A 13361-nucleotide genomic window follows, 5' to 3' on the forward strand; every position below is an offset into this window, starting at 1 on the left:
CGCGCCAGGTTCATGACCCGGGCGCGCAAGCTCGGGCTGGTGATGCTGGCCGCAGGCGTTTGTCTCGGCCCCCTGGTGGCGCTGGCGCAGACCCAGATCTATGACGCCAGGACCAAGAAATGGGTCAACTACGACAAGAAGAAAGCGCGGCAATATTTTGCCCGCAACAATCAGCTGCCCGAGGCCTTTCGCCGGCAGGTGGTGCCGTTCCGCACGGCGGAAAAGCCGGGCACGATCATCATCGACGGCAACCAGCATTTTCTCTATCTGGTCCAGCCCGGCGGGCAGGCGATCCGCTACGGCATCGGTGTCGGCCGCGAGGGCTTCGGCTGGGCCGGCATCGTGCGCGTCGGGCGCACGGCGGAGTGGCCGACCTGGACGCCGCCGGCCGAAATGGTGGCGCGCGATCCGAACGCTGCGAAATGGGCGGCAGGCATGCCCGGCGGCCCGGACAACCCGCTCGGCGCCCGCGCGCTCTATCTCTATGAGGGCGACCAGGACACGATCTACCGCATCCACGGGACGGTGGAGCCCTGGACCATCGGGCTCGACGTGTCGTCCGGCTGCATCCGCATGAACAATGATGACGTCACCGACCTGCACTCACGCGTGGAGGTCGGGGCGAAGGTGATCGTGCTGATGCAGGGCGCGGCACTCTACAAGGGTGTTTGACGAGACAAACCGGCGGCAGCGAACCTGACGGCGTGTCGGGCAGGTGCGTCTCGCAGGCGTGATGAAACCGGACTGTTTAGGAAATTGCGTTGCGACAGGTGTCTGATCTCAGCCTGCCTTTGAGACAAGGGTAGGCCGGGCAGCAAGCCACAGGATCTGGAAGGGGAGGACTTTTTGTGATCGAGGGGACGATGCGTTCAAGGAACTTGTTTGTCGCGGCAGGCGTTGGCCTTGCCATTCTCGGCGGCTGCCAGTCGGCGCCCCCGAAGCCGGAGGAAATGGCGCGCACGAGCTTGCAGACGGCGCCGGCCGATCTGCAGCTGATCTGCGCCAATGCGGCGGCCGGCACCGCCAAGGTCGATAGCAGCAAGGTTCTGCCCACAAGCTCGCGCCAGCTGGACGCGACATCCTACAGCGTCGATCTCGACGCCGGCGGACGAAAGTTCAACTGCATCGTCGACACCAGCGGCAGCGTGAAGTCGGTCCAGCCGGCCGCCTGACGCACGGCGCGTGAGGACGGATCAATGCTTCCGGCCTTATGTTGCCTCCTATCGACGACCCGAAACCGCCCGCGCGGTTTCGGGTCGCGATCGTTCGGCGCAACGCGCCGGCGGCCCGCAATATAGGGCGCAATGGTTCTTGGTCGCGCCTCGAATTTCCGCATGACTTCTCCTGGAGGTGGCGCCAGCTCAAGGCGGTGCAGCGCGCGCAACCATCAATCCGCTTGATGTGACAAAGGGGGCGATGCCCCAACGCGCCGCCACGTCGCATTTCCGTTAGCGATTGACCGTATGCGGCAGTGGAGAACGCCCTTTCCATGCGAAAACATGCGCTTGCGGATGGAGGCCATGCGACATGACGACGATACCGACGCTGATCGGCTTTCTGGCGATCGTGACCTGGTCGTTCCTTGCGCTTCTTTCCACCGCTGCCGGGCCGATCCCGCCGTTTCAGCTGGCCGCGATGACGTTTCTGCTTGGCGGGCTTGTCGGAGCCTCGAGCTGGGTCTTTCGTCCGGCCGCAATCAAGTCGCTGCGCCAGCCATGGCAGGTCTGGGCGCTCGGCACTGCCGGGCTCTGCATCTACCACTGCGCCTATTTCTTCGCGATCCAGTCGGCGCCGCCGGTCGAGGTGAGCCTGATCGCCTATCCGTGGCCGTTGCTGATCGTGGTGTTTGCGGCATTCCTGCCGGGCGAGAGGCTGCAGTTGCACCACATTCTCGGCGTGATCCTCGGTCTCGCCGGCGCCATTCTGGTGATTACCAAGGGCGGCAGCGTCGGGCTGGCCGAGGGCGTGAAGCCTGGCCATCTGATCGCCCTGTTCTGCGCCTTCGTCTGGTCCGGCTATTCCGTACTGTCGCGCCGGTTCGGCCAGGTGCCAACCGATGTGGTGGCGGGTTATTGCCTGATCACCGCAGTCGTTGCGCTTGCGCTGCATCTGACACTGGAAACCACCGTCTGGCCGGAAACGTCGGTGCAATGGGCCGCGATCGCCATTCTGGGCGCTATACCGCTCGGAGCGGGTTTCTACGCCTGGGACTATGGCTGCAAGCACGGCGACATCATGATCCTCGGCGCTCTTTCTTATGCCGCGCCGCTGCTCTCGGTCATCGTCCTGCTGCTGGCAGGGTTTGGCATGTTCCATTGGTCGATCGCGGTCGCCTGCGTCATGATCACGGTCGGGGCGATGCTTGCCGCCAAGGATATGCTTTTCAAGCCACGGCGGACGGCACGTCAGGCAAAACCGAAATTCGAGCGCGGACGCTAACCCGGTGAGCTTTCAGCAAGACTGAGGGTCGGCCTGCGGCGATCATTGCCTGTACGGTGCGGCGGCCATCGGGCCCACCTGAGCTTTAGCCTATCGGGAGACGTTCGTGGCCGGACTGGTCGGCGCGGCCATGTAACGCAACCAGCCAGCCTGGGGACGGTTGCGAGCCATGACTGTTACCTCCGCGATACTCTTTCTGGTTGAGGTTTCCGTGGAATTTGACTGGTTATCCGTTTGTGCGTTGCAGTATTTTTCTGTTGCGTTGCAAGATTGTGTTTCTGAATTGACGTTGATCAATAAAGTATATTTTCCTGAAAAGCTTTCCATTGGAACAAAATTATGCTCTCATAGGTTTAGTGGGAAGGAGGATGTACCATGCCAAACATTCTGGAGCACTTTGCACTTTTCGATGCGCTGATCATCGGCGCGATCTGCACGCTTCTGATCCTGAGTTACTTTAGTCGCGAAGCCTGAGATAAGGTTTTGGCTTGAACTGTTCGCGTCGTTAGAGCGGGTCGCCGGCCTTTGCTTTCTGGTGCTGATCCGCCCGTGCCCCTACAGCGCCGCGCGTTTTATTTAGACGCGCAAACGTCGCTGTCGCACTTTGAATGGCCGCAAGTTTTTATCCTTAAATCGAATAGGATTTAAGGAAACAGGCAGTAGCCGCGCAAAGCGGCAGTTGCTGCGGGCGGTACAGTCCTCCTGAACGCGTGGTCCTTTCATTTTTCGATCGATGGTGCTGACCGACGCGCGGAGTGTCCGTCTGCGTGCGCAGGAGGGAAGCAGCCCGCTTCGAGGCGTTGCGTGGTCAGCCGTGGCCGTCACATGCAGCCAGCGGGTCGGCTGGTTGTCGTAGCCGCCGCCGTCCGCTTCTTCGATGTGGATGTTCGACCATCCGGCCCATTCGAAACAGGTCCGGAGCCAGGCTGCCGAGGGATAGTTGAAGTAACGGCCGAAGCGGTCGTGGCCTTCCCGTTCGCCCGCCTTGAAACTCGCCTGCAGCAGGCCGCCCGGCCGCAAGGCCCTGTGCACCCGCACCAGCACGTCAGGCAATTCGGTGCGCGGCACGTGCAACAGCGAGGCTTCCGCCCAGATGGCGTCGAACCTCTGGCTCCACTCGATGTCCTGAAAGGTGACGATCTCGACCTTGCGGCCGATCCGCCGCTCTGCCGCGCGCGCCAGTTCCGCAGATCCGTCGCAGGGCGTGACTTCGAGCCCTGCCTCGATCAGATGCAGGCTGTCGTGGCCGCCACCGCAGCCGAGATCGAGCACAGCGGCACCGGGCGAAAGCCGGGCGATGAAGGCGGCGAGACGATCCGTCGGCGGTTGACGGTCGCGTGCCGCATAAGTCTCGGCGTTGTCGCGGTAGAAGGCCATGGTATCGTCGCGTGTGCTCGTCACTTGGTATTCCTCTTACTGCATGTTTCCTTAAATCCTATTCGATTTAAGGATAAAAACATGTGGCAATTCAAAGTGCTACAGCGACCTTTGCGCATCTAATAAGACGCGCGGCGCTGTAGGCTGCCTCGACCTGTCGATCAGCGAAGACTCCGTCGATCCTTCCCGTGTTAACATGATGGAACTGTGGGAATCCGAAGCCGCCCTCAGGGCTTGGAGAAAAATAGCGAAGCCGCCCAAAACCGATGTGAAATTCGATGCAGGGAATGTGCGCAAACATGAGATCAGCCATTCGGGGCCGCCGTTTTGACAGTGCAGCGACGCTGCAGGCTGATTGAAATCGAGGAAAGCCAAGATGATGAAACTCTATGGATTGGGTCCGACACGTTCGCTTCGTGCCCTTTGGGCGCTTCAGGAGCTTGATGCGGACTTCGAGTTCGTGCCGGTCAACCTGCTGGGCGGCGAAAACCGTCACCCCGATTTTCTGCGCCTCAACCCCGCCGGAAAGGTTCCGGTACTGGTCGACGGAGACCTGGTGCTGACGGAATCCGCCGCGATCGTGTTCTATCTGGCCGAGAAATACGCCGACAAGGGGCTGATGCCCACCGACTTGAACGAGCGGGCGCAGGCCTATCGCTGGACGCTGTTTGCCGTCACCGAGCTGGAGCAGCCGCTATGGCGGATCGCCAAGCACACATTCCTATACCCCGAAGACAAGCGTCTGCCCGAGGACATTGCGCTTGCCAAGGAGGAGTTTGTGGCGATGGCTGAGGTGCTCGAGCGTCACATGGACGGGCGTACGTTCGTCATCGGCGACCGCATCAGCATCGCCGATTGCGTCACCGTCTATGTCATCGACTGGGGCAATGAGGTCGGGCTGATCGACGGGTTCCCCAATCTCAAGGCCTATCTCGAGCGAATGTATGCGCGCGCCAAGGCGCCGCCGCGGATCGCCGACGCTCTTGCAAGCCTCGAGGCTGCGGGCTGATTGCTGCATAATCCCTTAAATCGGATTCGATTTAAGGATGAAATTATGCAGCAAGTTTAAAGCGTTACAGCGTTCTTTGCGCGTCATATTTGACGGGCGGCGCTGTAGCGGTGTTCGCAGGGCAGGAGGCCCGGACCCGAAGGCCCGGACCTCATGACCCGGCGCTATTTGCTGCCGGAAGCGGACAGCTTGTTCATCACGTCGTCGAGGTTGAAGCTTGCCGGCTTCTGGCGGATCGGGAACTCCTGGAAGCTCGACAGCCAATTCGCCACGATCGCCTGCGACGGCACCACCACGAAGGCTCGGGCGAAGTACCAGGATTCGTATTCGATCGACTCGTCGCCGCGCTCGAATGGATCGGCCCTCAGGTTGAACAGCTTGGGCACGCGGAGCGTGGTGAACTCGTCGCGCCAGACGCCGATGCCGGTGCTTTCCTGTGCCTTGAACACGACCTTCCAGTCCTGGAAGCGCACGGCGACCAGTTCGCCGTCGTCGTTCCAATAGAGGAATTCGCGCCGCGGCCCGTCCTTCACCTCGCCGCGGAAGAAGGGCATGAGGTTGTTGCCGTCGAGATGCACCTTGAAGGTCTTGGTACCCGCCTCGTAGCCGGCCTTGCATTTGGCGACGATATCCGGCTCTCCCGCGGCCGCGCAGAAGGTCGGGATGAAATCGTAGTGCGAGAACATGTCGTTGTAGACGGTGTTCGGCTTGATCACACCAGGCCAGCGGATGCAGGTCGGCACGCGGTAGCCGCCTTCCCAATTGGTCGCCTTTTCGCCGCGGAACGGGGTGTTGCCGCCATCCGGCCAGGTCATCACTTCGGCGCCGTTGTCGGTGGTGTAGATGACGATGGTGTTTTCGACGAGGCCGAGATCGTCGAGCTTCTTCAGGAGTTCGCCGACCATGCCATCATGTTCGACCATGCCATCGGCATAGACGCCCTTGCCGGTCTTGCCTGCGGACTCGGGTTTCAGGTGGGTGTTAACGTGCATGCGCGTGGAGTTGAAGTAGCAGAACCACGGTTTCTGGGCATTGTTCTGCCGATCGATGAAATCGAGCGCTGCGACCAGAAACTCGCCGTCGACCGTTTCCATGCGTTTCTTCGTCAGGGGACCGGTGTCTTCGATCCGGCCATCGGCATAGGAGTGGATGACGCCGCGCGGGCCGAAGCGTTTGCGGAACTCGGGGCTCTTCGGATAGTCGGGGTTCTCAGGCTCTTCCTCGGCGTTGAGATGGTAGAGGTTGCCGAAGAATTCGTCAAAGCCATGATTGGTCGGCAGGAATTCGTCCTTGTCGCCCAGGTGGTTCTTGCCGAACTGGCCGGTCGAATATCCTTGCGCCTTAAGGAATTCGGCGACCGTCGGGTCCTCCGGCTGCAGGCCGACATCGGCGCCGGGCAGGCCGACCTTGGTGAGGCCGGTGCGGATCGGCGACTGGCCGGTGATGAAGGCGGCGCGGCCGGCGGTGCAGCTCTGCTCGCCATACCAGTCGGTGAAGACAGCGCCTTCATTGCCGATGCGGTCGATATTGGGCGTGCGGTAACCCATCATGCCGCGGTTGTAGATGCTCGGGTTGAACCAGCCGATATCGTCGCCCATGATCATGAGGATGTTCGGTTTGGCGCCTGCGGCGGCGGGTTGGGCGGATTGCTGCGCGACGGCCGGCGTCGCCCCACCTGACGTGGTCAGCGCCGCTGCCGCAAGCGCACTGCCGGCAAGCAGAAGATTGCGCCGGCTGACGCCAAGGGGATGTCCGTTCTGCTGCTGATCGTCGTCGGGATGCGTGCTCATGGCGTCTTTACTCCACGTCGTTGAAGGGTCGGAAATGCTGCCTGGGTCTGCAATCGGTGGACGAACGGAAGTCTGCGCCCCGTGCGTGAGGCGGACAAGGATGTAACAGTAACATCAGGGCTACGAAGGCCAGTCTCGTTCGGTGGAACGGTGGGTTACGCTCCGTCACTCAATTGACGTCAAGTGAGATGGCGTGAGGCAGAAATTGAAGCCGATTTAGGTCAATAACATTGACATAAATTAGCCGCCGTGATCCTGTCGAAGCACAATGAGAATGATTGCGGGACGAAGCCTGGAGGCGCTGCCCCGCTCCAATAATCCTTGAGGAAACGACCCAATGCTCGACTGGGACCATATATTCGCGACGCGCGCCAGCAGGATGCGCGCCTCGGAAATCCGCGAACTGTTGAAACTGCTCGACCGCCCCGACATCATCTCGTTTGCCGGTGGCATTCCCGATCCCGAGCTGTTTCCGGATGTGGAGTTCAAGGACGCATATGCGGAGATCTTCTCCGGCCCCGCCGTCAGCGCTGCGCTGCAGTATTCCGTCAGCGAAGGCTACAAGCCGCTGCGTGAATGGCTCGCCAAGCAGATGGAAAAGATCGGCATTCCAGCCGGTGTCGACAACATTTTCATCACCTCGGGTTCGCAGCAGGGCCTCGACTATATCGGCAAGCTGTTCCTGTCGCCCAACGACACGGCGCTCGTGACCTGGCCGACGTATCTCGGCGCGCTGCAGGCGTTCAACGCCTATGAGGCGCATTATGACCAGCTGAACCCGGGCGGCAACCGCACGCCTGCGGCCTATGCCGAGGCCGCGAAAGCCGCCGGCGGCCGCGTCAAGTTCGCCTATCTCTCGGCCGACTTCTCCAACCCGACGGGCGAGACGGTGGACCGGGCAGGGCGCGAACGGGTGCTCGACCTTGCCGAAGAGCTCGACATTGCCGTTATCGAAGACGCCGCCTACCAGTCGCTGCGCTACGACGGCGAGGCGATCCCGCCGATCCTGGCGTTGGAAATCGCCCGCAAGGGCGACATCAACCACACCCGCACCGTCTATTGCGGTTCGTTCTCCAAGACGCTGGCGCCGGGTCTGCGCGTCGGCTGGGTCTGCGCCTCGGAAACGGTGATCCGCAAGCTCGTTCTCTTGAAGCAGGCGGCCGACCTGCATTCCTCGACCATCAACCAGATGGCGATCTGCACGGTTGCCGAGCGTGGTTTCGACGCGCAGGTCGCCAAGATCCACAGGGTCTACAAGCACCGCCGCAGCGCCATGCTGGCAGCCCTTGAAAAGTACATGCCCGATGGCGTGACCTGGACCAAGCCGGAAGGCGGCATGTTCGTCTGGGTGACGCTGCCCAAGGGCATGGACGGAACGGCGCTTCTGGCGAAATCGCTGGAGACGGCCAAGGTCGCCTTCGTGCCCGGCCGCGCCTTCTTTGCCGACGGTTCGGGCGAGAACACGCTGCGCGTTTCCTTCTCCTGCGCCAACGACAAGATGATCGAAGAGGGCATCCGCCGTCTCAGCGATCTCGTGCGCGGCGAAGCCGCGGCACTGGCGGCCTGACGGTAGCCACCCGGTTTCTCCTAGAGAGGCGCGTCCGCGGAAACGGGCGCGCCTTTTTTGATTTGATGGGAAGAGCCCCTCACTCTTCCTCATCCTCGCCCTTGTGACGGGGATCCAGCGATCCGACGTCTGTCGGATCGAAAGACCTTTCCGTCCAAGGACTTGGACTGACTGGACTCCTGTGACAAGCACAGGAGTGAGGGTTCCTCGCTAGGCCGTCCCAGCGATCTGTCGAGGACAATGCATGGCTTGTCAGCAATCCCGCCTGAATTTGCTGAGCTTTGTGGTGTCTCTTCCGCTTTGAGCGGAGCGGAAACGGCCGGGCTGGTGACGGCACAGGAATGCTGTTTAGCGGGACACGCTTTGGCTGGCCGCGATTGGCCCCGCCCGCCCTGAATCTGTCGTTACGCCGCCATCGTAACTGTTACGTTCTTCTGTCATCTCCATCGATGTGATCTTGTGATCGAGCATTCCAGGAGCGGACGATGCCACGATACACTATTCTAGCTACTGGCCTGACTGCGGGCCTTCTCGCCCTTTCGACGATGACCTCAACCACTGTCGCTGCCGACGCGCGCGATCTGGCGCGCGCGCCCTACACCAAGGGATATCTGTCGCCGGACAGCGTCACCGCGCTGCAGAAAGAGTTGATCTTCCAGCGGGCGGTGCAGACCTATCTCTGGGCGCTGCCGGCGCTCAACATGTACGGCATGAAGGAAGGCTCGGAGGCCAAATTCGGCAAAGGCTACAATGTCCTGCCGATCTTCAAGAAGCGGCTTGATGCCAAGACGCTGATCACCACGCCCAATTCCGATGTGATCTATGGGCTCGGCTATCTCGACCTCAAGCAAGACGGGCCGATGGTGATCGAGGTTCCGCCCGGACTTCAGGGGATCCTCGACGATTTCTTCCAGCGGCCGATCCCGTCTGAAGGCGAGATCGGCGGACGCAAATGGGCGGGTGATGTCGGGCTGCCCGGACCGGACCAGGGCAAGGGCGGAAAGTATCTGATCCTGCCGCCGGACTATGAGGGCGGAATTCCCGACGGCTACTTCACCTATCGCTCCGGAACCTATGGCGTCTTCGTCTTCTGGCGCGGCTTCTTCAAGGACCCGAAGCAACTGGAAGAGCCGGTGAAGGTGATGGAACAGACCCGCATCTATCCGCTCGGCAAGGAGGCGACGGCGAAGAAGATGGAGTTCCCCGATGCCTCAGGCGTGGCGGTCAACATGCTCTATCCGCAGGATGGCGCGGCCTTCGACATGCTGGCGCGCTTCGTCGAGCACGAATATGTCGACCCCAAGGATTTCGAGATGCGCGGCATGGCCGCCGATCTCGGCATCATCAAGGGGCAGGCGTTTGCGCCCGACGAAGAGATGCGCAAGCTGCTCGACGATGCGGCCAAGACCGCCTCGCGCATGGCGCATGGCCTAGGCTATGGGCCGACCTCGTTGAGATATTACGAGGACCGACAGTGGCTGAACCCGTTTTCGACCAATGCCGATTTCACCGCCGACAGCTACAACCAGCTTGATGCCCGCTCCAGCTTCTTCACCTATGCCTATTCGACCAGCCCGGGCATGGCGATCAACATGGAGAATGTCGGCGCCAAATATCCCAATGCCTTCAGGGACGCCGACGGCGACTATCTCTCGGGCGACGTGAACTACAAGCTGACCCTGCCCAAGGATATCCCGGCCAAGATCTTCTGGTCGGTGACGGTCTACGATCCGGTCACCGGATCGGGCCTTGACAACGGCCAGCCGTTCCCCTCGCTCAACACCATGGACAAGCCGGTCCAGAATGCCGACGGCTCGACCGATATCTATTTCGGGCCGAAGTCGCCGGGTGAGGGGAAGAACTGGATCGCCACGATTCCCGACCAGGGCTTCTTCACGATCCTGCGCCTCTACGGCCCGACCAAGGCCTTCTTCGACAAGAGCTGGAAGCCCGGCGATCTGGAGAAGGTCAAGTAATCCACGGTCTGCCAATCGGCGCCCGTCGCTTCATTTCCCTGGGAATTTCTTATGGTCACCACCACAACCCATCGCCCGATCCTGGCCGTGACCGCGATTGCCGCGATCCTTGCTGTTCGCCAAGCAGCGGCAGAACCGGTACGGATCTCGCCCGCCTGGGCCACCTCCATGCCCGCCGGCCCGGTTTCAGGCACGCGGATCACCGCCGACTATGCAAAGCTCGTCGTCAGCGATGCCTATTTCTGGGCATGGCCGATGGTCAACATGTTCAATCGGCGGCTGGCCTTTTCCAAGATTCCGCAGCGGATCTATTCCGGTGCCGCCCCGATGGCGCCGATCAACAGCCTGACGATGCTGACGGACTATATCGAGCCGGATGAGCGGCTGGTGGCCTGCCCGAACCAGGACGTGGTCTATGGCGCAGGGCTGCTGGGGCTCGACCAATCGCCGGTTGTCATTCAGGTCCCAGACTTCAAGGATCGCTTCTGGGTCTATCAGGTCGTCGACCTCAGGACCGACAGCTTTGCCCAACTCGGCAAGATGTATGGCACGCAGCCGGGATTCTACCTGCTCGTCGGGCCGAACTGGCAGGGGGAGGTTCCCAAGGGCATCACCAAGGTTTTCCGCGCCTCGACCAACACCGCCAACGTCATTCCGCGCGTCTTCCAGGACGATACGCCTGAGGACAAGGCAGCCATCCAGGAGGTGCTGAAGGGCATCACGCTCTATCCGTTGTCGGAATTCGACGGCACGATGAAGTCGGTCGACTGGAGCACGGTCAAGAAGGTGCCGGCCTCCGGTGACGGATCGGCGGAAACGCAATGGGTGGTGCCGGAGAAATTCATCGACGAGTTGCCGCTGGTTCTCGCCGATGCGCCGCCCTTGCCGGGCGAAGAGGCGCGCTACGCCCAGGTGCTTGCGGTCGCTGAAGCGGCCAAGGCCGACCCGGCTATTCGCAAAGCGGTGGACGAGGCGGCTGTGGAGGCAGAGGAGCGGCTGGTCAAGCCGCTGTTCCAGTTCCGCAACTACGGCCTGCCCTTGACGCACAATTGGACGACGACGTCGAACAACGCGGCGTTCGGCACGGACTATTACACCCGTACGGCCGTCGCCAAGTCGAACATCTTCGTCAACGCGCCATCCGAGACCAAGTATTTCTACCAGGATCTCGATCAGGCGAGCGCACGCCTGAACGGCAAGAACAGCTACACCGTGACCTTTGCCAAGGGCGAAGCACCTGCGGTCAATGGATTCTGGTCGTTGACGCTCTACAACGAGCACCACTTCTTCGAGCCGAACGATATCAAGCGCTATTCTCTCGGCACCAAGAACAAGTCACTGAAATACAATGCCGATGGATCATTGACGATCTACGTCCAGTCCGAGCCGCCGAAGGAGGACCTTCGCGACAACTGGCTGCCGGCGCCGGAGGACGGGGATTTCTCGCTCTACATCCGCGCCTACTGGCCAAAGCCGACGGTTGTCGACGGCACATGGACGCCGCCGGCGGTCGACAAGGCGGGATAGAGCCTTTCCAGGAAAAGTGCGAAGCGGTTTTCCGTCGGGAAATGCGCAAAAACAAACAGATAGAGCGTTTCGGCGACGCCGTTTGGTCCGAACGCTCTAGAGGCGCTGTCGCTCTTGGTAGCGCGTTCAGAACGCGTTGCAGAAGGGCGGCATGTCGGCTACAACGGGCGAAATGGTCGGGCGCTGTCCGGCCACGTAAGCGTTAACGTCACTCAACGCGTATGATCGAACGGCTCTCATGTTTCGATCTGCGCGACTGTGTCCTGCGGATCGAGATTTGCGAGCCCCCAGAGGATACAGATGGACAACAGCCAACCCTCTTTCCACAGTGCTTCCACCCCAAGGATCGAGCGTGTGCGTCACGATCTCAAGCGACGCACGCTCACTGTTACCGATGTCGAGCGGATCACGCCCGGCATGCTGCGCATCACGCTCTCTGGCGATGACCTTGCCGATTTCGTCAGCCTTGGCGCCGATGATCACGTCAAGATCCTGGTGCCTTCAGCCGAGGGCACGGAGGAGCGGCGGGACTATACGCCGCGCCGCTACGATGCCGCCGCCCGCACGCTGGTGCTTGATTTCGCGCTGCACGAGGCCGGGCCGATCACGGAGTGGGCAATGAACGCGCGCCCGGGCGATGGCTTGAGCGTCGGCGGCCCACGCGGCTCGGCGGTTATTTCCAACGTCGAGCGCTGGCTGCTGATCGGCGACGAGACAGCGCTGCCGGCGATCGGTCGGCGGATCGAGGAGGCCACTGCCGGCGCCCGTATCACCAGCATTGCCGCCGTCGCTGACGCTGCCGAGCAACAGGCGTTCGAGACGAAGGCCGACCTGACGTGCCACTGGGTCTATCGCCCCTTGCATCAGGCGACCGACGCCTCGGCGCTTCTCGCCATCCTTAGCTCTGTCGTCATCGAGCCCAACACTTTCGTCTGGGTCGCGGCCGAAGCCTCGGTGACGCGGGCGATCCGCGCGCATCTCACCGAGGAACGTGGCTATCCGCTCTCCTGGATCAAGGCATCGGGATATTGGGTCAAGGGCAAGGCGGATAGCACGGAGAAGTTTGAGTAACCGCCACGGGGCGGGCCGTTCGCTTGAAGCGCGCCGCGAGCTCCGGGGTGTGCTTGCCGCGCTTTAAGTTCCGGGTTTTTCACATGTCGTCATTGCAAAACCGCAGCGCATTTTTGCGCGACATGCATTCGGGAAAGCTGGGTCAGGCGGCGCTGGCGAGCTTGAGGCGAAGCGCATCGAAATCGTGCACAAACCAGAGCGCATTGCCCTTGTTGGTTTCGCGAACGAAGTCGCCAAGCGCCTTGCTGCTTTCAAGCGCCCCAGAGATATCGCCGACGATGGCGCATTTCATGCGGTAGTTCACGAACTTCTGGAAGACCTCGCCGGCGACGCGCGTGCTGAGGTTGAGGAAATCCGGGCCGAGGCGCGTGACCGGGATCGCGAGCATATCGGCACTATGGGCCCAGGCATCGCCAAGAAAATCATTGGCGTCGCCTGCGACCCGCAGCAGGCCGCCTTCGTCTGCGCATCTGAGAACACGCGTATTTCCGATTTCGACGAGCTGTTCCATGGCGAAGGGCATAGCGAGGAAAGACGGAGGTTGCAAGATTATGCCTTACACGTAGTCGCCGGCGACCGACCGTTGATCGGGTCGGCGCCGGCGC

Annotated in this window: 11 protein-coding genes and 1 pseudogene; 9 read left to right on the forward strand and 3 right to left on the reverse strand. The window is 61.5% G+C overall.

All coding sequences use genetic code 11. The features are described from left to right. The first annotated feature begins 12 nt into the window (after window positions 1-12). The 3 genes from C6558_RS08845 to C6558_RS08860 all read left to right on the forward strand — a co-directional run bounded on the left by C6558_RS08845 (window position 13) and on the right by C6558_RS08860 (window position 2439). Entirely contained in the window at window positions 13-672 is a 660-nt protein-coding gene (locus C6558_RS08845) for a L,D-transpeptidase (RefSeq protein WP_038577200.1), read from the forward strand. A 191-nt stretch (window positions 673-863) separates the two neighbouring features. After that, a complete protein-coding gene (locus C6558_RS08850) occupies window positions 864-1172 on the forward strand; it encodes a hypothetical protein (protein WP_051509209.1) in 309 nt (102 codons plus the stop codon). Between the two features lie 355 nt (window positions 1173-1527). Continuing rightward, complete coding sequence (locus C6558_RS08860) at window positions 1528-2439, forward strand: DMT family transporter (RefSeq protein WP_107027150.1); 912 nt, start codon at window positions 1528-1530, stop codon at window positions 2437-2439. Window positions 2440-3255: 816 nt separating this feature from the next. On the opposite strand, the pseudogene C6558_RS08865 reads toward C6558_RS08860, so the two are convergent. After that, window positions 3256-3816: pseudogene (locus C6558_RS08865) on the reverse strand (class I SAM-dependent methyltransferase); the annotation flags it as partial. A 160-nt stretch (window positions 3817-3976) separates the two neighbouring features. On the opposite strand from C6558_RS08865, the gene C6558_RS41545 reads away from it, so the two are divergent. After that, window positions 3977-4147, forward strand: a complete 171-nt coding sequence (locus C6558_RS41545; protein WP_371412251.1) for a hypothetical protein — start codon at window positions 3977-3979, stop codon at window positions 4145-4147. Window positions 4148-4192: 45 nt separating this feature from the next. Then, window positions 4193-4825, forward strand: coding sequence for a glutathione S-transferase family protein (locus C6558_RS08875; protein ID WP_025427562.1), 633 nt, complete (start codon window positions 4193-4195; stop codon window positions 4823-4825). A gap of 164 nt (window positions 4826-4989) precedes the next feature. Here the strand turns inward: C6558_RS08875 and C6558_RS08880 are convergent, their stop codons facing one another. After that, the gene (locus C6558_RS08880) at window positions 4990-6615 is read right to left on the reverse strand and encodes an arylsulfatase (protein ID WP_025427561.1); all 1626 of its coding nucleotides are present in this window, start codon (window positions 6613-6615) and stop codon (window positions 4990-4992) included. Window positions 6616-6952: 337 nt separating this feature from the next. On the opposite strand from C6558_RS08880, the gene C6558_RS08885 reads away from it, so the two are divergent. From C6558_RS08885 to C6558_RS08900, 4 genes are all read left to right on the forward strand, one after another. Next, window positions 6953-8182: a PLP-dependent aminotransferase family protein gene (locus C6558_RS08885; RefSeq protein ID WP_107027151.1), complete on the forward strand. Its 1230-nt coding sequence runs from the start codon at window positions 6953-6955 to the stop codon at window positions 8180-8182. Window positions 8183-8667: 485 nt separating this feature from the next. Further along, window positions 8668-10158, forward strand: coding sequence for a DUF1254 domain-containing protein (locus tag C6558_RS08890; RefSeq protein ID WP_038576223.1), 1491 nt, complete (start codon window positions 8668-8670; stop codon window positions 10156-10158). Window positions 10159-10209: 51 nt separating this feature from the next. Next, window positions 10210-11685 carry a DUF1254 domain-containing protein gene (locus tag C6558_RS08895; RefSeq protein WP_025427558.1) on the forward strand — a complete coding sequence of 492 codons (1476 nt, stop codon included), beginning with the start codon at window positions 10210-10212 and terminating at the stop codon, window positions 11683-11685. A gap of 300 nt (window positions 11686-11985) precedes the next feature. After that, window positions 11986-12756: a siderophore-interacting protein gene (locus C6558_RS08900; RefSeq protein WP_025427557.1), complete on the forward strand. Its 771-nt coding sequence runs from the start codon at window positions 11986-11988 to the stop codon at window positions 12754-12756. A gap of 142 nt (window positions 12757-12898) precedes the next feature. On the opposite strand, the gene C6558_RS08905 is transcribed toward C6558_RS08900, so the two are convergent. Beyond that, window positions 12899-13303: a DUF4180 domain-containing protein gene (locus tag C6558_RS08905; RefSeq protein WP_234907744.1), complete on the reverse strand. Its 405-nt coding sequence runs from the start codon at window positions 13301-13303 to the stop codon at window positions 12899-12901. Window positions 13304-13361 lie beyond the last annotated feature (58 nt).

It is taken from the genome of Ensifer sp. NM-2 (assembly GCF_003024455.1).
Classification (GTDB): Bacteria; Pseudomonadota; Alphaproteobacteria; order Rhizobiales; family Rhizobiaceae; genus Ensifer; species Ensifer canadensis.

Bases quoted from the DNA above. Each gene is read 5' to 3' on its own strand.
- C6558_RS08845 (WP_038577200.1), top strand. From the start codon at position 13: ATGACCCGGGCGCGCAAGCTCGGGCTGGTGATGCTGGCCGCAGGCGTT.
- C6558_RS08850 (WP_051509209.1), top strand. From the start codon at position 864: ATGCGTTCAAGGAACTTGTTTGTCGCGGCAGGCGTTGGCCTTGCCATT.
- C6558_RS08860 (WP_107027150.1), top strand. From the start codon at position 1,528: ATGACGACGATACCGACGCTGATCGGCTTTCTGGCGATCGTGACCTGG.
- C6558_RS08875 (WP_025427562.1), top strand. From the start codon at position 4,193: ATGATGAAACTCTATGGATTGGGTCCGACACGTTCGCTTCGTGCCCTT.
- C6558_RS08880 (WP_025427561.1), bottom strand. From the start codon at position 6,615: ATGAGCACGCATCCCGACGACGATCAGCAGCAGAACGGACATCCCCTT.
- C6558_RS08885 (WP_107027151.1), top strand. From the start codon at position 6,953: ATGCTCGACTGGGACCATATATTCGCGACGCGCGCCAGCAGGATGCGC.
- C6558_RS08890 (WP_038576223.1), top strand. From the start codon at position 8,668: ATGCCACGATACACTATTCTAGCTACTGGCCTGACTGCGGGCCTTCTC.
- C6558_RS08895 (WP_025427558.1), top strand. From the start codon at position 10,210: ATGGTCACCACCACAACCCATCGCCCGATCCTGGCCGTGACCGCGATT.
- C6558_RS08900 (WP_025427557.1), top strand. From the start codon at position 11,986: ATGGACAACAGCCAACCCTCTTTCCACAGTGCTTCCACCCCAAGGATC.